The organism is Nitrobacter sp. MLSD-S21 (genome assembly GCF_058809865.1).
In genome coordinates this window covers 150158-170285 of the sequence record NZ_JBXASZ010000007.1, presented here as the reverse complement: position 1 = coordinate 170285, position 20128 = coordinate 150158, and the positions used below count along the sequence as shown (strand labels likewise).

Annotated in this window: 15 protein-coding genes and 1 tRNA gene; 11 read left to right on the top strand and 5 right to left on the bottom strand. The window is 56.2% G+C overall.

Features of this window, described 5'->3' with window-relative positions; translation table 11 throughout:
- Both AC1RT6_RS17600 and AC1RT6_RS17595 read left to right on the top strand, forming a co-directional pair.
- A partial coding sequence (locus AC1RT6_RS17600) for a DUF983 domain-containing protein (protein WP_493029558.1) occupies positions 1–174 on the top strand: 174 nt, incomplete at its 5' end.
- On the top strand, positions 171–929 hold the full coding sequence (locus AC1RT6_RS17595) for an SURF1 family protein (protein WP_079447856.1): 759 nt from the start codon (positions 171–173) through the stop codon (positions 927–929). The genes AC1RT6_RS17600 and AC1RT6_RS17595, both read left to right, overlap by 4 nt.
- Positions 930–1685: 756 nt before the next feature.
- On the opposite strand, the gene cyoD is transcribed toward AC1RT6_RS17595, so the two are convergent.
- From cyoD to AC1RT6_RS17570, 5 genes are all read right to left on the bottom strand, one after another.
- Complete coding sequence (gene cyoD, locus AC1RT6_RS17590; protein ID WP_079447855.1) at positions 1686–1964, bottom strand: cytochrome o ubiquinol oxidase subunit IV; 279 nt, start codon at positions 1962–1964, stop codon at positions 1686–1688.
- A gap of 60 nt (positions 1965–2024) precedes the next feature.
- A complete protein-coding gene (locus AC1RT6_RS17585) occupies positions 2025–2639 on the bottom strand; it encodes a cytochrome c oxidase subunit 3 (RefSeq protein ID WP_472791399.1) in 615 nt (204 codons plus the stop codon).
- On the bottom strand, positions 2636–4609 hold the full coding sequence (locus AC1RT6_RS17580) for a cbb3-type cytochrome c oxidase subunit I (RefSeq protein WP_079447853.1): 1974 nt from the start codon (positions 4607–4609) through the stop codon (positions 2636–2638). Before AC1RT6_RS17580 ends, AC1RT6_RS17585 begins: the two co-directional genes overlap by 4 nt.
- Before the next feature lie 356 nt (positions 4610–4965).
- A complete protein-coding gene (locus tag AC1RT6_RS17575; RefSeq protein WP_493029556.1) occupies positions 4966–6483 on the bottom strand; it encodes an ArnT family glycosyltransferase in 1518 nt (505 codons plus the stop codon).
- Positions 6484–6604: 121 nt separating this feature from the next.
- Entirely contained in the window at positions 6605–7351 is a 747-nt protein-coding gene (locus tag AC1RT6_RS17570; protein ID WP_079447850.1) for a hypothetical protein, read from the bottom strand.
- Between the two features lie 657 nt (positions 7352–8008).
- Between AC1RT6_RS17570 and AC1RT6_RS17565 the strand changes: the two genes are divergently transcribed.
- From AC1RT6_RS17565 to AC1RT6_RS17525, 9 genes are all read left to right on the top strand, one after another.
- Positions 8009–8989: a c-type cytochrome gene (locus tag AC1RT6_RS17565; RefSeq protein WP_079447849.1), complete on the top strand. Its 981-nt coding sequence runs from the start codon at positions 8009–8011 to the stop codon at positions 8987–8989.
- On the top strand, positions 8989–12633 hold the full coding sequence (locus AC1RT6_RS17560; protein ID WP_079447848.1) for a nitrate reductase subunit alpha: 3645 nt from the start codon (positions 8989–8991) through the stop codon (positions 12631–12633). Before AC1RT6_RS17565 ends, AC1RT6_RS17560 begins: the two co-directional genes overlap by 1 nt.
- Complete coding sequence (locus AC1RT6_RS17555; protein ID WP_079447847.1) at positions 12627–13331, top strand: FKBP-type peptidyl-prolyl cis-trans isomerase; 705 nt, start codon at positions 12627–12629, stop codon at positions 13329–13331. The genes AC1RT6_RS17560 and AC1RT6_RS17555 overlap by 7 nt, the downstream gene beginning before the upstream one ends.
- A 64-nt stretch (positions 13332–13395) precedes the next feature.
- The gene (gene narH / locus AC1RT6_RS17550) at positions 13396–14937 is read left to right on the top strand and encodes a nitrate reductase subunit beta (RefSeq protein ID WP_309775774.1); all 1542 of its coding nucleotides are present in this window, start codon (positions 13396–13398) and stop codon (positions 14935–14937) included.
- A 147-nt stretch (positions 14938–15084) separates the two neighbouring features.
- Positions 15085–16113, top strand: a complete 1029-nt coding sequence (narJ, locus tag AC1RT6_RS17545; RefSeq protein WP_079447823.1) for a nitrate reductase molybdenum cofactor assembly chaperone — start codon at positions 15085–15087, stop codon at positions 16111–16113.
- 34 nt (positions 16114–16147) lie between these two features.
- Positions 16148–16825, top strand: a complete 678-nt coding sequence (narI, locus tag AC1RT6_RS17540; protein WP_079447822.1) for a respiratory nitrate reductase subunit gamma — start codon at positions 16148–16150, stop codon at positions 16823–16825.
- A gap of 238 nt (positions 16826–17063) precedes the next feature.
- The gene (locus AC1RT6_RS17535; RefSeq protein WP_079447821.1) at positions 17064–18320 is read left to right on the top strand and encodes an MFS transporter; all 1257 of its coding nucleotides are present in this window, start codon (positions 17064–17066) and stop codon (positions 18318–18320) included.
- A 152-nt stretch (positions 18321–18472) separates the two neighbouring features.
- Positions 18473–19504: a tellurite resistance/C4-dicarboxylate transporter family protein gene (locus AC1RT6_RS17530; protein WP_079447820.1), complete on the top strand. Its 1032-nt coding sequence runs from the start codon at positions 18473–18475 to the stop codon at positions 19502–19504.
- 426 nt (positions 19505–19930) lie between these two features.
- A tRNA-Met gene (locus tag AC1RT6_RS17525) sits at positions 19931–20007 on the top strand.
- The last annotated feature ends 121 nt before the right edge of the window (positions 20008–20128 follow it).

Genomic DNA, 20128 nt, shown 5'->3' with positions numbered 1-20128 from the left:
CTCGTCGTCGAAGTCAAGTATCAGCCAGCCCTCTGGATCCACGCTGCTCTCTGGATCCCAACAGTCCTCGCTGTTACGCTGTGGCCCTTGCGCGCAATGAAATCGCTCCTGATCAGCCTCCAGTTTCATCACAAGGCTGCTGAGGGACGCGTAGTCTCTCGTAATCGCCTATGAATGCCTCCCGCCGTCGCGGTAGCAGCGCCGGCCTCGGCCTCGGCCTCGTTGCGCTGGTCATGGTCGCCGTGCTCGTCGGTCTTGGCGTCTGGCAGTTGCGGCGCGGGGCCGAGAAGCACGCGCTGATAGCAGCGCTCACCGAGCGATTGACCGCCGCGCCCATCGCCTTGTTCCCGCCGGCAGACTGGGCGACATTATCGTCGGTCAGGGATGAATTTCGCCGGGTGAGTTTTTCGGCGACCTACGAAGCGCGACCCGACGCAATGGTTTACAGCTCCGGCTCGGCTGTGCGCCCGGATGTTGGGCTTGGCACGTGGGCATTTCTGCCCGCGCGACTGGCCGACGGGAGCGTACTCGTTGTTAATACGGGCTTCGTGCAGAACACCACGCAGGATCGCAACCAGCAGGATCGTGCGGTGAAACCGTTGGTGACGGGACAGCCCGTGGCGATGACGGGTTATCTCCGCTTCCCGGAAGAAGCTGGCGCCCTGACTGCGTCTACCAGCCGGGACAAGCGGCTGTGGTTCTCGCGCGACATAGGCGCGATGGCACAGGCTCTTGGCTGGGGAAACGTTGCACCGTTTTACATCGACCTTGAGACGCCGGCACCTGCGAGCGGCGTTCCCAAGCCTGGCCCGCTCGATGTGCATTTGAAAGATGATCACCTTCAATACGCCATCACCTGGTTCGGTCTCGCGGCAGCTGTGCTTTTCACTTTCGGCTTTTGGTGGCGCAGCCAACACCGCTCGACGTAGCTCGCAATTTCTCCCCGAATCGCCACGGATGCCTTGTCGTTCATATGTCGTCGGCGTGATGATCTCTGCAAACATCTCGGTGATGTGCTGGACCGATTCGGATCGCTTCGGCGGCTTTTGACCGAGCGACCACGCAACTGATTGTTTTGGTAGGAGAGTTGCGGGTTCTTGTGGGACTGTCGGGCGACGTCGGCACCGGTTTGCGGTCAGGACACGACGCGTGAAAGCAAGATAGCGGATCTCCACTCGAGTTCCATCAAGCTGGGTCAACGCGTCGCAGCAATCCAGCATCGCAGGCACCGCGCAACCGAGCGAAACGCTCGGGTTGACTCGCCCGCCCAGACCGCAAGCGCGGTCGATAAAGCCTCTCGGGCTCCAACAGTAAGCGTTTCAATGCGTATCGACCCCGGATGCCTCCCCATTCGCGGACACGATGTCGCTTCGTTCCGTCGTCGGCTCTGCGTTTCAGAACGTGCTGCCCGCATGCCCTTCCAAGGGGGGCTACCCGGAAGGGCTGTTCAACCATGTCGGAGCTACAGGTCAGCAAAAGGGGCGGCTGTGCTCCGAATGTTGTCCTAATTGACCGACATTCGACAACACCGAGGGCCAGGGTTCGAGCGCCGGCAAGCTGGCCAATACCCTTCGATTTTTGACCCTGTCTGTGTATCGCTGGTGATTGAGGATGCAATCAGGGTGGCCGCGCTCCGATCGCCGTCAGTTTTGCGGGTCTTTAAGATATCGCGGTGGCACCACCGACTATGCAGTGCGGGAACCGATCAACATGATCCAAATCGTACCGCCGACTAGGACAAAGAGCACGATAGCGGCGAAGCAGAACGCGATCAGTTTGTCTTGCGACGATGATTTCAAGTCGAGATGCAGGAAGTACCGCAAGTGGACAACGACCTGCGCAACCGCAGCGATGGCGATGACGACCAAAGTTTGTGTCGGAGGCAACGTGCGGGTGGCGACGAAGCCGAATGGAATCGCGGTGAGCATCGACGCTAGAACGACGCCGACGAGGTACGATTTCATCGAGACCTCCCCGCGACGTAAACGTTTGACCTTTCAGACGATTGCGGCGCTGCTGCCATGCTAGAGAAGCCGGGGCAGGTAAATGAATGAGAAGATGTTGATCCATACGATAACGAGGAAATGCCAGAACAGGCCCAGGCGATAAAGGCGCGAGGCGGCGATGGGGGTGAGTCCGCGCAATGCGATTTCGCATCCCAGCAAGACAATCCAAACCAGGCCGAAGCTGACGTGGGCTCCGTGGGTGCCGATCAAAACGAAAAAACCAGAAAGAAAGCCACTTTGCCACGGGCCGGCATTGGCGATGGCCATGCCATAAAGCTCCGAGATCTCCATGACGACGAAGCTGAGCCCGGAAATAGAGGTCATCCCCAGCCAGACGATCGCGCGCCTGCGTTGCCCGGCTGATATCGCAACGCTGGCGAAGCCGAAGGTCGCACTGCTCGCCAGCAGGAGCATGGTTTCCGCGAAGATGCGGGGAAGCAGGAATAACGTGTGGGTCGATCCGTCTGCGGTATTTCGCGCCATCGCAACAAAGATCGCGAACAGCAGCGCGAAGATAATCGCATCACTCATTAGCCAGAGCCAGAAGCCGTAGGTCTTCTCCTCGATAGCGCGTTGGGCTGATTCGGCATTGGTTTCATCGCCATGATCGGCGGTGATGACGGCATCTGTCACGTCCGCGCCTCACGTCCGAGTGCAGGCGAGACGCCACGCCGGCTTTCGATCGCCTCGACTTCGCTCGCGGGGATACGTTGGCCGGCATGATCATGGAACGTCTGCGAGAGTACCGCGGCAAAAATGCCTAGCCCGCCAGCGGCGGCCAGCCACCAGATTTGCCAGATCATTGCAAAGGCGAACACGAACGACATCGCGCCAAGCATGATTCCCGCGCTGCTCTTGCCGGGCATGATGATGTCATGAAAGCGCGCGGACCTGTGGTCCAAAGTTCCCGCCTGCTTCAGGGTCCACCACGGATCAATGCCCTGCACGTGCGGCACGGCGGCGAAGTTGTAGGTCGCAGGCGGGGAGGCGGTTGCCCATTCGAGCGTCCGGCCGTTCCATGGATCGTTGCTTGAGGCAGCAAGCGTTTTGCGGTCACGAATGCTGACGCCGATCTGGATGGCCAGGAAGGTGACGCCGCATACGATGAAGAGGACGCCGGCCTGGGCGACGATAAGATACGGCTGCCAATCGGCGACGTCGCTGCGATTGAGGCGCTGCGGCATTCCCATGAAGCCGAGAATGTACAGCGGCATGAAGGCCAGACAGAAGCCGACGATCCAGCACCAGAAGGCCCGTCTGCCCCACTTTTCCTCGAGACGAAAGCCGAACGCCTTTGGGAACCAGTATTGATAGCCGGCGAAATAGCCGAACAACGCGCCGGGGATCAGCAGGTTGTGGAAATGGGCCACTCGGAACGTGGTGTCGTGGATGCTAGGCGGTATCACCGCGAACAAAAAGCCCGTGATACCGCCTACGAGGAACGTGACGATAAACCCGAGCGTAAAAAGCATCGGCACCGAAAATTTTACCTGGCCAAGATAGATCGTGAGCGACCAGCAGACGATTGTCACGATAGTGGGCACGGCAATAAGCGGAGCCGCGCGGCCAAAGAAGGCATTCACGTCGACACCGGAACCGATAGTATAAAAATGGTGCAGCCAGACGACTAATGATAGCCCAGTAATGGCGACCATGGAGTAGACGAGCGACTTATAGCCGAACAATCGCCTTCCCGAGAATGTTGCCACGACTTCCGAATAGATGCCACAAGCCGGCAAAATCAGAATGTAGACGTGTGGATGCCCCCAGATCCAGAACAGGCTGATGTAGTTCAAGACGCCATCGCTTCCGGCAAAAAATTGCGTGCCGAGATGACGGTCGAGGCCAAGCAGCGCAGCGGCCACGATCAAGGATGGATAGGCAAATATGATCAATATGCTGGCGCATAGCGCTGTCCAGGTAAACAGCGGCATCATCATCAATCGCATCCCTGGCGCGCGCCGCTTGACGATCGTGACGAGAAAACAGATTCCCGCCAGTATCGAGCCGACGCTGCTGAGCAAGACTGCCCAGATCCAGTAATCGACGCCGACGTCCGGACTGAACTGCATTCCCGATTGGGGCGGGTACGCGGTCCAATAGGCGGTGGAGAACCTGCCGACGACGAGCGAGATCATCACCAATGTCGCGCCGGATACTGTCAGCCACAGGCCCGCCGAATTCATGAACGGAAACGCCACCCGGCGCGCACCGATCTGCTGCGGAATAACAATGCTGAACAGGCCAAGCACAAACGGCATCGCCACGAAGAACATCATGATGGTGGCGTGGGACGTGAAGATCTGATTGAAATGGTCCGGCGGCAGATAGCCGTGCGGTTCGAATGCAAATGCTTGCTGGGTGCGTATCATCAGTGCGTCAACGACGCCGCGCACCAACATGATCAGCGCCAGAATCACGTACATGATGCCGATCTTCTTGTGATCGAGGCTCGTCAGCCATTCAGACCACAGAAAGCGCCATCGACCGAGCCACGTGATGATTGCGACCACGCCCAGTGCGCCGCACACGACGGTCAGCGCTCCTGCCATGGCGACGCCGCTATAAAACGGCAGGGCGTCAATCGTCAGCTTACCGAGCATATCAATTGGTCTTCGGACAGGGAGAGGCTGCCGCGGTCCGTGACAAAATCAGACGGTGCATACTCAAGTCTTTCGAGAGTACTGAGTAGGGCCACGAGGTCAATTGAAATCGCAGGGGGATCGCCGCGATGATCGCAGTAGCTATACAAGACTTTGAAAATACTGATGAATTATCATCATATCGTTGTTTATCTGCGCTGGAGGTCGAAAGCAGGTTGCGCCTGCGAACCGCCGTCCGTCTGACGACGGATCGTAGCCGACGAAGGTCCGAATTTGGGCAGACGTGACTGCCGCCGCGGACAGTGTGTCGGACCAGAGACTGACATGATCGCAACCGCTCGTGAAATCTGCATAGTTCATCCTGGAGGGATGATCTCGACGATGTTGTAGCGAGTTTTACCGGAGACGACATTACCCTTTTCGACAAACTGCAACTCGGGCCTCATCTGAAGCACGGCGCGCTGATGCTCGGGACGTAAGACTGCGATGGCCGAGGTGGTCAGTTTAGCCAGATCGTCTAACGCGACTGCGCTTATTGGTTCTCTCACATAAACCAGCATGTTGTGATCGGTCGAATCTCCGCTTGCTATGTAGAGAGGTCGCTCCTGAAGGGCGGCAGCGATCGCCTGGCCCGCCAGACGGCTCTCCTGAAAGAGGTGCGGAGCGATGGGCATCACCATCCAGCCTCTAACCAGCAGCCCGCCAAAAATCATACAGGTCACGACCAGTGCAGACACGATGACCCTGGGATGGCTGTGGCGCCAGTTCTCAAACATCAGCCCACAGATCACTGCTAACGTCATGGTTCCTGGCATCGCATAACGTGCAGCCACTTTGCCCGGCCAGACCAGGAGAACGAGGGTGCAAACGACAGAGTACAGGACCGCGGCAAGCAGCAGGTCATGCTGAGTATTATCTCGCCATCTGCGGACGGCGATCATGATTGCGGGGCCTATCAGGATGGAGCCCGGCAGGAACTCAACAGCCAGGCTCTTGGCGAAATCCATATGTCCGAGAATCGTCGTCAGGCCGGTAGTCGTCTGCGTCAGACGCGAATGGGCTTCCCAGGTACCGACATCACCCGGCTTATAAACGAGGCCATACCAGGCCCCAATGATTAATCCGGCGCCAATGTTCGCCGCGACAAATGCTGGAATCTGATCGCGCTGTTTCAAAAGGATGTAAGCGCCAACGCCAAGAGTGAAATAAGCAACTTCCTGCGGCCCCTTCGTCAGGCCGGCAAGTGCGACCAACATACTGATACAGAGCCATCGGCCGGTGGTTAGTCCCTCATCGCGAGTTCCCTGCCACCACACGTAAAACGCGCCGAACAGCAAGACCGAGAGAACGATGTCAGGTTCGGCATTGATGAATTTTGGCGCGACAACGGGCATGCTGATCCAGCAAAGTGCGCCGAAAATCGCGGCACTCTTGCCAGCAACAGATCTGAGCAAACTGTAGATCAGCAACGCCCCGGCGAGGAAGAAGCAAAGGTGAGGGATGCGCAGCGACCATAGCGTGACGTCGCCAGTTGTTTCGCCAAAGAGTGCAGCTATCCAGGACAATAAAACCGGTCGCTCAGCGAACCGTTCGCCGTAGACGAAGGGGGTCAGCCCATGACCTGCTTCCAAGGCCCCGCGCGCGATGGCGATAATGCGTCCTTCCTCAAGGTTGGCAGCGCGGATAATCGTCGCAGGCACAGCCTGGACCAGGAAGAAGCAGACAACCCACAGGATCGGCCATCGCGACCTGTCCAAACCAGAGAAACCGGAGAGCATCCGTTCTCCAGGTGCAAAAGCGATGTCCCGTAACCGCCCGAAGGCTGAGCGCCGGCTTGCCTGATCCACGTGCACTTGTGTTTCTATGGAACCCACGTTTGCGCCAAATCATACGCGCGATCGGCGCATTCATGCCTGTCGAAAGACACCGGTAAAGCGAGCTCGATCTGGAACGGTCCCTTCACGGGCGCATCAAAGTTGGTACGATCTCGTCAAGCTAGTCATCTTGCGCGCCCTCCAGGTCCTTCACCTTGAGTCCGTGCTCGATGAAAAAACGGTATTGCCTGGAGTTTTCCTCGTAGAACGGTTTGTCTTCCACCGGCCCATAAAGCTCGAACGCGTAGTTATAGAACTCTCCGGATGGAGACTCATCTTTAACGGAGGCCATTTCCAAAATGACTCCAAAAGACGGCGCGCGAAGGACTTTCAATTGATCGATCAGCTTGGTCGCCGCCTTCTCGGACGTTCGCTGCAAATTCACCACCGCGGGCGGCCAATTTTGGTGATCCGGAAACGAACATACGACCGAATACAAGCGCGTGGCGGCAGGCGGTGAATTGGGATCGTTCGGATTATAGCTGCCCCGTTTATTCAGACCCGATGCCATCACCGTGCGGCCAGTCCTCCACGTGACTTCGTCGCCGCTCTTGAGCTTGACCGAAAATTCGGCATCGGCGGGAATCCAATGTTTGCTATCGTCTGCACGCGCAAGAATTCCGCCGCCGGCCTCCCGCGGACGCCACAAGATGAAGCACCAGTTGATAAAAACCGGGCAGATGCGAATGGACGATCCGATGCTGCGACCCAGCAGGCTGTGCCAGAACTCACCTTCTTTTGCGTTCTCGGCTTGGGCAAGTTCGGGCGATGAAGCCTGAAGCAGCTTCAGTCGCGGCACTTCCACGTTGCCAAGACTGCCAAGACCCGGATGGTCCTGCAGGAACGCGGGCAAGCGCGACTTAGCCATGATAATCTCCTAGGCCGTGGGGGAGGGACATTCCGACGCATGATCGAGGATTCCGTGCCGGGCTTCAACGTAATTCGGACTGAATACGGATTGCTGGATAGCCGCCGCAGTGAGGTCGGACTTGGGCGACCTTGGTACTTGGGTTGCCTTTAACGGTCTTGGTCTCGTCACGACAATCAGGTTCCGGGAAGCTGGTTCATGCTTCGGCCACCGTTCCGACGGGCCGCGACAAAATGAACCGCCGTGCAAGCGGTTGAGCGGTGGAGCAAACAGCTTCTTACGAGATCGCTGACAACCGCCAGCCTGCTTGCCGAATATTGAATCTGGCGGGTCGCGTTGTAGGAGGTTTGTTCATTATATCTGTTCATTGTAGATGGGCTTGCTAGCTGAACAGGAAGCGTAATCTGAGGGTGCACTGCGTCATTGAATCGGAAACAAAAGATAGTTGGTCGCGTTCTCCAACACTGCTTCCGCAGGACGAAAAAAATGCTCATTTCGAAGATCAACGCCCTTGCGCTTTCTAACGATTCTAGTCTAGCATAAACCTACCGTCGCCGATCATGTGGGTCTGAGAACGACGGGTCACGAGCGGGAAACGTCTGTTATCTAACAAAACTTAATGCCCGCCCGATCATATGGATCTGAGGACGAGGGATCATGAGCAAAAAGCCCCTAGCGTCGTGGCGATTTATGCCCGTTGTTGCGCTAGCTACGACAGCCATATGGGCAGCGTTGCCGACAGTGGCTAACGCAGCCGATGCAGCGGCCGGTAAGAAATTATTCGACGATAAGACATGCAGTGCATGTCACAGCATAGGCGGGGGGGATCTTGTCGGTCCCGACCTGAAAGACGTTACGAAAAAGCGTCCTGCCGAATGGCTGCATGAGTGGATCTCTAAGCCTGACGCGATGATCGCCAAGAAAGATCCGGTCGCGGTCGAGCTGCTCGGTAAATATAACGGCATGGAGATGCCCAATCTGGGGTTGTCCACTGCTGAGGTCGACAACATCATTGCTTTCCTGGAGACAGGTGGCGGTGGAGGATCCTCAGCTGCTGCGGCGCCGGCCCTCAAGGGTGATGCCGAAAAGGGCAAGGATCTGTTCACCGGTAATGATCGCTTCGCTAATGGCGGTCCCCCTTGTATGGCGTGTCACAGCACCGGCGGCCTCGGAGCTTTCGGCGGCGGAGCGCTTGCTCCTGATTTGACCACTGTGGCAAAGCGACTTGGTGGAGCTAGCGGACTATCTTCCTGGCTGGCTGGTCTGCCTACACCTACCATGAAAGCAGTTTGGACGAAGCAGCCGCCGACTCCGCAGGAGCGGGCAGACGTTGCTGCCTTCCTTGCTCAGGAAGGGTTGGCCGTGCGTTCGGCTTCGGCAATCTGGCAGCTGGCAGGATTGACCGGCTTGGGTGCTGTGATTCTGTTGTTGATCGCTGGTTTCAGATGGCGGAATCGCCTGAAGTTTGGTGTACGGCGGCCGATGATGGCTACGCCTACGACCGGACGAAGCACGGGTCCCTACCACGGCGGTTGGTTTACGGGTATGTATTCCGACGGTTGGATCGGAAGGTTTAAGGGAACTGACGGTAATAGTAATAGGCCTCGCGGCCGGACGAACGCACCGAGGAGACACTGATGAGCTGGATACTTGACCTCGTTAATCCCCGGGAGCGCAAGTGGGAAGAGTTTTACCGCAACCGCTGGTCTCATGATAACGTCTTCCGCAGTACGCATGGCGTTAACTGTACCGGTGGCTGCTCTTGGGCGATCTACGTCAAAGACGGAATCATCACCTGGGAAATGCAGCAGACTGACTATCCGCTTCTTGAGCGCAGTCTGCCGCCCTACGAGCCGCGTGGATGCCAGCGTGGTATCTCTGCGTCCTGGTATGTCTACAGCCCGATCCGGGTGAAGTACCCATATATCCGCGGTCCTCTTTACGACCTTTGGAAAGAAGCCAAGGCGTCGCATCCTGATCCGGTGCAGGCTTGGGCCTCCCTGGTTGGAGACGAGCAAAAGCGGCTTCGTATTCAGAAGGCGCGCGGCAAGGGTGGTTTCCGCCGTGCCAAGTGGGTGGAGCTGGTCGAGCTGATTGCTGCGGCTGCCCTATATACGGCCCGTAAGTGGGGTCCGGATAGGGTAATGGGCTTCTCGCCCATTCCGGCCATGTCGATGTTGTCGTATGCTGCGGGTTCACGCTTCCTTCAGCTCTTCGGCGGCGTAAACATGAGCTTTTACGACTGGTATGCCGACTTGCCGACGTCGTTCCCGGAGATTTGGGGCGACCAGACCGACGTGTGCGAAAGCGCAGACTGGTACAACAGTAAGTTCATTGTTTCGATGGCTGCGAACATGAACATGACGCGTACCCCCGACGTGCACTTCATTGCAGAAGCGCGGACCGAGGGTACCAAATTTGTGGTTCTCTCGCCGGACTTCAGTCAGATCGCCAAGTATTGCGACGAGTGGATTCCGCTTCAGGCGGGCCAGGATACGGCTCTATGGATGGCGGCCAATCACGTTATCCTCAAGGAGTACTATATCGATCGTCAGGTTCCGTACTTCATCGACTACGTGAAGCGCTACACTGACCTTCCGTTCCTTGTCGAGTTGGAGCCCAATGGGAACACTTACAAGACGGGCCGGTTGTTGCGCGCTAAGCGTGTTGCGCGCTACCAGGACGTCGAGAACGGCGACTGGAAGATGCTGGTGCTTGATGCCGGCACCGGTGAGCCCCGTGCGTTCAAGGGTCAGGTCGGTGACCGTTGGGGTTCTACGCATGGCAAGTGGAATCTGTCTGCTGAAGACACGTTGGATAACAGTCCGATCGATCCGGTATTGAGCTTTATCGATCAATCCGATGGTGTGGTGCAGGTTGGGTTTGACGACTTCGTGAATGGCAGCGTTGTTTCGCGCGGCGTTCCGGTTAAGCGCATCGCTACGGACAAGGGCGAGGTACTCGTTGCGACCGGCTTTGACATCATGATGTCTCAGTTCGGCCATAGCCGTGGTCTGGAAGGCTCGTTTGCAACCAGCTACGACGATGAAGATGCGCCTTATACTCCAGCTTGGCAGGAGCGTCACACCGGCATCGGCCGTGAGACGGCGATAAGGTTCGCGCGGGAGTTTGCGACCAACGCAGAACTCACGAACGGCAAGTCCATGGTTATCGTGGGCGCCAGTGCCAACCACTGGTACTACAATAACCTTTGTTACCGATCTGCGACGGTCGCCTTGATCCTGTGCGGTTGCTGCGGTGTCAACGGCGGTGGTATCAACCACTACGTTGGTCAGGAAAAACTTGCTCCCGTTGCGCCCTGGAATACGATTGCGATGGCGCTCGACTGGACCAAGCCGCCGCGGGTCGTGCAGTCGTCGACTTGGCACTATGCTCATAGCTGTCAGTGGCGCTACGAGCAGGAGTTTACGGAGTACGGCTTGACTGCGCCGAATCCGCGATGGGCTAAGGGTCATGCGATAGACCTGGAGGCGAAGTCGGTACGTTCTGGCTGGATGCCATTCACGCCGCACTTCAACCGTAACCCAATCGAATTGGCAGCCGAAGCCGAGCGTGCGGGTGCGAAGAGCACTGAGGATATCGTCACACACGTCGTCGATCAGGTCGCCAGTAAGAAGGTGAACTTCGCGATCGATGATCCGGATGCTGACGAGAGTTGGCCTCGGATGTGGTTCATCTGGCGCGGTAACGCGATCCAGTCGAGCGCTAAAGGTCACGAGTTCTTCTTGCGGCATTATCTCGGAGCTCACGACAACTCGATTGCCGAGGATCGTGCTAAGGGCAAAACGCATACGGTGAAGTACCGTGACGTGGCGCCACGCGGAAAGTACGATTTGGTTGTCGATCTTAACTTCCGTATGAACACGACGTCACTTTATTCTGACATCGTGCTCCCGACTGCCTTCTGGTATGAGAAGAACGACCTTAATACGACGGACTTGCATTCGTTCTTGCACGTGCTGGGACAGGCGGTTCCGCCGGTATGGGAATCGAAAACGGACTGGGAAATCTTCAAGCTGATCTCTAAAAAGGTCAGTGAGTTGGCTCCGCTAGCGTTCTCGAAGCCGGTTAAGGACGTGGTTGTTCAGCCGCTCATGCACGATACTCCTGATGAGCTGGCTCAGCCGGAGATTCTCGATTGGGCTGAGGGTGAATGCAAGCCGGTGCCGGGCAAGTCATTCCCGCACGTACGAGTGGTCGAGCGAGATTATGCGAACTTGTATAACAAGTTCATTTCGTTCGGTCCGAAGGCTCGCGAGGATGGCGTTTCTGCGGTCGGTGTAAACATTCCGATCAAGAAGCAGTACGACCAGATGCTTGATAATCCCGTCATGCCGATGCCGGATGCGAGGCATATGCGGTGTGTGGAATGGGGTGGCAAGCGGTATCCAAGTCTGGAAGATGTGCTTGACGCATGCAACACCTTGTTGATGTGTGCGCCTGAGGCAAACGGCGAGGTATGCTATCAGGGCTTCCATAACGAGGAGCATCATGTTGGTCTACCGCTTGTCGATATTGCGGAGCCCACTAGGGGTGTCTCTTCGACCTTCTACGATCTGACGCGCCAGCCGAGACGAATTCTTACGAGTCCCTGCTGGACGGGTATGACGAACGACGGTCGGGCGTATTCCGCCTGGTGTATGAACGTCGAGCGTTTGGTGCCTTGGCGTACGCTGACCGGTCGGCAATCTTTGTATCTCGATCATCAGTGGTACCTTGACTTTGGTGAGCATATCCCGACTTACAAACCGCGGCTTAATCCGCGCAAGACCGGTGATATTGTTAAGAGTCGGGTTGATGATCGTTCATTGGTTCTGAACTACATCACGCCGCATGGTAAGTGGAACATTCACTCTACTTACAAAGACAATCACCGTATGCTGATGCTATCTCGCGGCATGGATCCGGTGTGGATCAATGATAGAGATGCAGAGAAGGTCGGTATTGAGGATAACGACTGGGTCGAGGTCTACAACGACAACGGTGTGGTCGTAACGCGCGCCAACGTGAGCCGCCGAATTCAACCGGGTACTTGCATGTATTACCACGCAGTTGAGCGTACGGTGTACATTCCTAAGTCGCAGGAACGCAAGTGGCGGGGCGGTGGACACAACAGTCTGACGCGTACTCGTATCAACCCATTGTTCTTGGCTGGTGGATATGCTCAGTTTACATACGGCTTTAACTATTGGGGTCCGACTGGTATCTTCACACGCGACACCCATGTCGTCGTGCGTAAGATGGAGAAGTTGGAATGGTAGGCGATATCGCGACGCATGGTCACGATCATGATCACGACCATGATCACGATCACGATCATGAATCGGCTCCGGCGCATTTCGGCGCGCCTGAGCGGGTTAGCGTCGGGAAATACGTGACCATTAACTACACTCTGCGGACTAACGGCCAGATTCGTCACATTCGGTCAGCTGTGTGGGGCGATGAGCCGTTAGAGTATCAGCATGGGAGTGGACGTCTGCTACCTGCCCTTGAGCGCGCGCTCGAGGGTAGGGCTGCGGGCGAGCGGTTTGAAGTGACGTTGCCGCCTGAAGAGGCTTACGGAGAACGCGACAAGGCGTTGCAGCAGCGAGTGCCGGCTGAAACGTTTGGCGGTGTAGATCAAATTGAGCCGGGAATGTGTTTTCTTGCGCACAGCGACGATGAGCGTCGAGTTGAGAATGTGATCGTTACCGAGGTCGATGAGGATAACGGGTATGTAGTAGTTGATACGAATCACCCGCTTGCCGGCATGACGCTCGAGTTTGAGGGTAGCATCGTGGCAGTACGCGACACTCCAACTCCGGCGGGACACCAGCATATCGATCCGACAATAGCGAGCATGGGTGATGGACTTGCGTTGGCTGCTGCGCAAGCGACGGTGGATTCACGTCGCAAGCGAGGCGGTGAATCGTCAAAACCACCTGCGCCCGACACTGTCGATGAGAACGGCAACAGATAAGTGCGCAACGACAATCGAAAAATGAAGTCATAAGAACGAGCCATAGGAACGAAGGAGTATACACATGGACATCCGAGCTCAAGTTTCGATGGTCTTTCACTTGGACAAGTGCATCGGTTGCCACACCTGCAGCATCGCGTGCAAGAACATTTGGACCGATCGCAAGGGCACCGAGTACATGTACTGGAACAACGTGGAGACCAAGCCGGGTACGGGTTACCCGACACGTTGGGAAGACCAGACCAAGTATCGCGGCGGCTGGGTGGTTGACGGTCAGAGGCAGAAGAGCCTTCGGCTGCGGCTGCAGGGCAAGTGGGGAACGCTCACCAACATCTTCTACAACCCCTATCTGCCGACGCTCGACGATTATTTCGAGCCCTGGACCTACGATTACCAGAACCTGATCAGCGCGCCCTTGGCCGACGAGCAGCCGACTGCGCGGGCGATTTCGATGGTGACCGGCAAGTACATGGACACGATCGAGGCCGGTCCGAACTGGGACGACGACCTCGGCGGCTCGCAGGTCTATGCGAACAACGATCCGAACTTCGACGGCGCCTCCGATGAGGAGATGCGTCAGATCAACGAGATCAACAGCACGGTGTTCTTCTATCTGCCGCGCATCTGCAATCACTGCCTCAATCCGGGCTGTGTGGCGGCGTGCCCGCAGGGCGCGCTCTACAAGCGCGGCGAGGACGGCGTGGTGCTGGTGAGCCAGGAGCGCTGCCGCGCCTGGCGCATGTGCGTCTCGGGTTGCCCGTACAAGAAGACCTACTTCAACTGGTCGACCGGCAAGGCCGAGAAGTGCATCCTCTGCTATCCGCGTCTGGAGAGTGGCCAGCCGCCGGCGTGCTTCCACTCCTGCGTGGGACGCATCCGGTATATCGGCCTCGTGCTTTACGATGCGGACGCGATCGAGGAGACGGCCAAGTCGCCGCAGGATCAGCTGGTGATGGCGCAGCGCAACATCATCAAGGATCCGTTCGATCCGGAGATCATCGCGGCCGCGAGAGCCAACGGGATTCCGGATTCGAAGATCGAGGCTGCGCAGAAGTCTCCGGTCTACCAGTTCGTCAAGAAGTGGGGCATCGCGCTGCCGCTGCATCCGGAGTTCCGCACGTTGCCGATGCTGTTCTACGTGCCGCCGCTGGGGCCGGTTCTGGCCAAGGTGGAGAACGGCGTGTACGACAACATTGCTAGTGAATCACGGTTGGGACCGTTGATGAGCTCGCTGGAACGTTCGCGTATTCCGCTCCGCTATATGGCGAGCTTGCTGGCGGGCGGTAATGAGGACATCATCCGCGGTGTCTACAAGAAGCTGGTGGCGGTGCGCGTCTACATGCGTTCGAGGAAGGTCAAGGACATTCCGGACGAGGAGGTGCAGCGGGCGCTGGCGGAAGGCAAGACCACCGCGGCGGAGGTCGAGGCGATCTGGCGGCTCACCTCGATGCCGACCTTCGAGGAACGCTTTGTTGTTCCGCCGATGGAGCGTGAGACGGCGGTTGATGCTCTGTTCCCGCAGCTCGACCCGGTCTCTCACAACTATCCGATCCGCAAGGGTGCGGTCGGCGTCGGCTTCCACACCGATCCGGCAAGAGGACCATAGGCCCTCTTCCCGCACGGCAAGGCGCGAGACGGTATCCGGGTTATGCATTCGGACCCGTCTCGCGTGGTTCTAAGATGGTCTGAAATAGGAAGACTGTCTTATATTTTTATATAAAGTGTTCAGTATCATAGGCTCGACATAAAGATCATGAGTCGTTTTTCGCATCGTGCAGAGGTTTTGTATTCGAACCGCGCCAAGGTTTTGGGGTTGTTTGCTGACATCCTCGATTATCCTGTTGCAGGTTTAGAGCATAAGGCTGCCGAATGCGTGGCGCTGGTGAAATCTGTGCAGCCGCAGGCCGCGGCTTTGTTGGTAGGCTTCCGAGATTTTGCCGAGCAGACGCCGGAAGGAAAGCTGCAGGAGGTTTATAGCGGTTTTTTTGATCTGAATTCGATATGTCATCCCTATGTTGGCTATCAGCTTTTCGGTGAAAACTACAAGCGCAGTGTATTTTTGGTCGAACTTAAGAAAAGTTATCGCGCAAGCGGGTTTGAGCCCGATGCTTCGGAAATGCCGGATCGCTTGTCGATCGTATTACGCTTCGCTGCAGAGAACGAGGGCGAAGACATCGATGCTCTTTTGAACAAAGGGTTGTTGCCGGCGCTTGAGCGTATGACAACGAAGCCGGAAACGGAGAGTCATCAACACGGACCGGCTGATATTGATGGCGATACCGGAATTGAGCGTGCGAAGCTGGACGATCGTGATTTACGAAAGCAGCTAAAGGCGCAGCAGCGCGAAGCGCGAAAGTTGATTGAGGGGCAGAGTCAGGAAGACGATCGTAAACAGCTCAAGGGCCAAGGCCAGGGTGATGTACTGGAGGGCGGCTTTTTGTTGGCTATGAGCGAAGATTATGATGTGGAAGAGGCGGAGAAGCGCGCACACCCATATCATCAAGTGCTCGACTCATTACGGCTTTTGCTAAGTGAGGGTATGACGAAAAAGCGCGCTGACCGCTCAGCTGAGCAGGAGCGTGTCCTTAGCTGGACCCGAGAACGATTCAATCTTGATGAGGACGAGACGATCATGGTGTCGGAGCTTCCTTGTTCTGATCCCGGCTGTCCTCCAGTAGAAACGCATGTCGTATTCTGGACCCAAGCCGGCCGGCAGCATTTCAAGGTGTATAAGCCACTTGCGGAGGTCGCAGCAGACGACCTGCTGGATTGGCGAGCGTGAGAGGAATATCCCATGTGTGACGGAGGCAAATTCTATGTATGACGTATTCCTGTTCGCGGTTCTGCCATACTTGGCGATCGTGGTGGCGGTTATCGGTGGTGTTCATCGTTACCGCACAAATCGGTTTTCCTATTCAACGTTGTCGTCCCAACTTCTGGAGAACCGCCGTTTGTTTTGGGGCTCCGTACCTTGGCATTACGGTATTGTAGTTGTCCTGCTAGCCCATATGATCGGGTTTCTTGTTCCTGGTATGTGGTCAAGCCTGACATCTACGCCGACAGCGCTATACACTGTCGAGCTGATTGGCTTTGCGTTCGGTTTCGCCGCGCTGATAGGCCTATGCGTTTTGATAGTGCGCCGATTTACAACGGAGCGAATTCTTGCCGTGACCAGCCCAATGGACGGCATATTGCTGGTCGCGCTTCTTGTGCAGGTCGCACTTGGTTTCTGGGTTTCTTTGGCTTACCGCTGGGGAGCTGACTGGTACATCGATACTGCGGTGCCGTGGTTGATTTCGCTGGTATCTCTGAATCCGCAAACTCACTATGTGTCGGCTTTGCCGCTTCCTGTTAAAGCGCACATGCTTACCGGGTTCTTGGTGATCTCCCTGTTTCCGTTCTCCCGGCTCGTGCATTTGATCATGTTCCCCTTCTGGTACTTGTGGCGGCCGTACCAGATTCAGATCAGAAACACTGTGAGATCTGCTCACTAGTAGCTTGGCGTAATAGTTACGTTCTGGTAAAAGAGATAAAGATATTCTCGCCGGCGAGTTTCGCTCGCCGGCGAGAATTATGAGTTGACTTGTCGGTTGAGGAGATCGTGCGGAGCGGATCCCGTTGGCTTAGCAGCGCGGCGAACCGGTAGCTTAAGGTCAGGATCCAGGTATTAACCTGGTTTTTTAGAAGCAACGCAATCAGCTAGATAGATTATTTCTTAGGTAGGAGCTACCGGTGGAACATTCAGTTGGCAAGGTAGATGCGCCAAGCGAGCCGCAAGGCAACGCGAAGGTGTTGTGGATCTCAACCTTAGCGTTTTCGCTGGGGTTCGCTATTTGGGGGATGTTTTCTGCGCTCGCCCCATTTTTGATTGAGTGGTACCATTTCACAAGCACGCAAGTGCTTGTTTTGGCTGCGATGGAGCCGCTTTTCGCCGCTGCTGTCAGTATTCCGCTAGGTATCTGGACTGACAAGTTCGGTGGCCGGACTGTGTTCACGATTTTGTTGGTCTGCCTTTCAGTGGTTCTGATTTTCGGAACCTTTGCGGAGGGCTATTATTCCTTCCTGTTCCTGGGGTCGATGCTAGGACTTGGTGGTGCGACCTTCGTGGTAGGTAACGCTCACGTGTCGTCGTGGTATCCCAAGTCCAGACAAGGCATGGCCTTGGGGCTTTTTGCCTTGGGTAATATCGGGATTACCTTTGGTATGATGGCTGTTACGTTCGTCATTACGAGCGTTGCAGATGCGAACGATCCTGAGGGCTGGCGTATCATATTCCCTATCTTCGCCATTCCTACGTTGTTAATGGCGGCGGTTTACATGTTTTTCACGTCTGATGCGCCGAACAAGAAGCTTAAGAATACGTCGACGCGGGAGATTTTGGCTGTCTACCGCTCGGGCGTCGTTGTTTGGCTGGTGCCTGGCCTTTATTGGGTGGCGTTCGGCACCTTGGTGTTTTTCGCGTCGACGATGCCGACCTATCTCGTCGATCATTGGCACGTGGAAGCGACCTCGGCAGTGGCATTTTACACGCCGCTGCTGGTGGTTTGCGTGGCCCTTACCCGACCGCTCGGGGGCTGGCTGGCTGACCGTTATGAGGTTTTTTCCCTTTTGACTTGGATGTTCGGTGCTATGTCTGTTCTCGCCGTGCTGATGGCGTTGCAGATTTCACTGAGTTTAGAGTTGGTCGCCATTTACGGATTGGCGTTGCTGTCGGGCGCGTCAGCGGCAGTGGTCATCAAGCTAATCCCGATTTACTTTGAACAAGTTGGCGCAGTCAGTGGATTGGCCAAAGCTGCCGGCGCGGCTTGCGGTTTCACGATGACCGCTGTTCTGGCCGCTAGCAACTACCTGATTGGCGGGTATACGCTCGGCTTTGTTGTCTGGGCGCTGATGAATATGGCGGCTTTTTATGTCTCGTTCTCGCGAGTTGGCTTCAGGAATGTGAAGCCGATCAGCGCTGCGATCGCCGAAGCCGTTCCCGCCCATTGAATCCTTTATCTAGGCGATCCTGAGAGGTTTGCCTGTCAACCATTCACACCGCCCCCGGAGGGGCGGTGTGACGTCACAACGGTGTCTAAGCTCAAGGTCAGTGAAGTCTAGTGCAGCCGTTTGACTCACCTAAACGTCGCTTTCGGCTTCGCATGCGCGGCGCTCGCCGCCTTTCACCAGCCTATTTTGCGTTGGTGATGGCTACTGGGATCGTCTCCATTGCTTCGGAGCGGGCCGGATTTCATCCGATCGCCGTCGCTCTTCTTTGGCTGAATACAACGCAATTTGTAGCGCTCTGGATTCTCACGTCGTGGCGACTCATACGCTACCGTCGAGCACTGATTGTCGATCTCACCGACCATCGTTCTGCGCCTGGATTTCTTTCCGCGGTGGCTGCCACGGGGGTGATGGCGAACCAATTCATACTCGCTGGCGCATTAGACGTTGCCATGGGACTTTGGATTTTTGGTATTCTCCTCTGGATTATCCTGACCTACACAATTTTTGCAAACCTGACGATTATGGAAGCCAAGCCGACCATTGATCAGGGAATCACCGGGGCTTGGTTGCTTGCGGTCGTTTCGACCCAGGCGATCGCTCTCCTTAGCGCGCTACTCGCACGACATATTCATCAACCCCTCCGGCTCGACGTCAATTTTCTGGCGCTTTCGATGTTGCTGTGGGGCGGCATGATGTATATCTCGATCATCTCGCTTATTTTCTATCGCTATATGTTTTTTAAGTTCTCGCCTGCCGATTTCGTGCCCTCGTACTGGATCAACATGGGGGCGATGGCTATCTCAACGCTTGCTGGTTCGGTGCTGATTGAGAATGCGGCGGATGCGTGGTTCCTTGAGGAGCTACTTCCCTTTCTCAAGGGTTTCACCATCTTTTTCTGGGCTGCCGGAACGTGGTGGATACCGCTTCTCATCGTCTTGTTTGTCTGGCGGCATGTTTATCGGCGTTTCCCTCTCAGGTACGACCCGGCGTATTGGAGTGCGGTCTTTCCGTTGGGGATGTACACGGTCTGCACTTACGAGATGTCCAGTGCCATGCGGCTGGAGTTCTTACGGCCTATCGCGGATGTATGCGTCTATGTGGCTTTGCTGGCTTGGACGGCAGCGTTTATCGGTCTCGTCAGGAAACTCGCCAGCGATCTGATTCCAGCGCTCAACTCTCGCTGAGGGTCATATGGATTGGCCGCGCGGCTTGCATTCGCCGATGTTGATTTCGGATTCGGACACCAGTAGTGCTTCGATTTGAAATTTACGGATCGGCCGGCGCATAGCGTAACATGGCGCGCCGAGGGGTATAGGCGAGAAGGGGATGATCTTGTTTTTCAAAAGAGGCTTCGCTGCGCGTGAACAGGGTTGGTTCATATCATCGAGGAAGCCAATCGAATTTGGAATGAATTGTCGTCCGGACCTATAAAAGTTAGGAAATGTGAGGCGCAGCCCTTTCCAAAGCGAGTGTGCATTGGTACACGTGGTTTCGCACTAGGGCGTTCGCCCGAGTTGCCTTTTCAGTCATCTACCGGATGAGAATTGATCGGCGCCTAGGTGTCGCCGGATTGCTGCCCGGCATGATTTCGAAGGCGAGCAAAAGTTTAACGCGGGGTGGAGCAGCCCGGTAGCTCGTCAGGCTCATAACCTGAAGGTCATAGGTTCAAATCCTATCCCCGCAACCAATCTATAAGCCCCTGAAAACATGATGTTTTCGGGGGCTTTTACTTTCCGATTTTTATCGCCCAAAGATGGCTCGTGGAAGCGTCGTGGAAGCACCTGGAAGAGAGTCGGAGCGTAGAATCG

Coding starts and splice junctions, on each gene's coding strand:
- narH (WP_309775774.1), top strand. CDS start 13,396: ATGGACATCCGAGCTCAAGTTTCGATGGTCTTTCACTTGGACAAGTGC.
- AC1RT6_RS17560 (WP_079447848.1), top strand. CDS start 8,989: ATGAGCTGGATACTTGACCTCGTTAATCCCCGGGAGCGCAAGTGGGAA.
- narI (WP_079447822.1), top strand. CDS start 16,148: ATGTATGACGTATTCCTGTTCGCGGTTCTGCCATACTTGGCGATCGTG.
- cyoD (WP_079447855.1), bottom strand. CDS start 1,964: ATGAAATCGTACCTCGTCGGCGTCGTTCTAGCGTCGATGCTCACCGCG.
- AC1RT6_RS17565 (WP_079447849.1), top strand. CDS start 8,009: ATGAGCAAAAAGCCCCTAGCGTCGTGGCGATTTATGCCCGTTGTTGCG.
- AC1RT6_RS17570 (WP_079447850.1), bottom strand. CDS start 7,351: ATGGCTAAGTCGCGCTTGCCCGCGTTCCTGCAGGACCATCCGGGTCTT.
- narJ (WP_079447823.1), top strand. CDS start 15,085: ATGAGTCGTTTTTCGCATCGTGCAGAGGTTTTGTATTCGAACCGCGCC.
- AC1RT6_RS17555 (WP_079447847.1), top strand. CDS start 12,627: ATGGTAGGCGATATCGCGACGCATGGTCACGATCATGATCACGACCAT.
- AC1RT6_RS17530 (WP_079447820.1), top strand. CDS start 18,473: ATGCGCGGCGCTCGCCGCCTTTCACCAGCCTATTTTGCGTTGGTGATG.
- AC1RT6_RS17580 (WP_079447853.1), bottom strand. CDS start 4,609: ATGCTCGGTAAGCTGACGATTGACGCCCTGCCGTTTTATAGCGGCGTC.
- AC1RT6_RS17595 (WP_079447856.1), top strand. CDS start 171: ATGAATGCCTCCCGCCGTCGCGGTAGCAGCGCCGGCCTCGGCCTCGGC.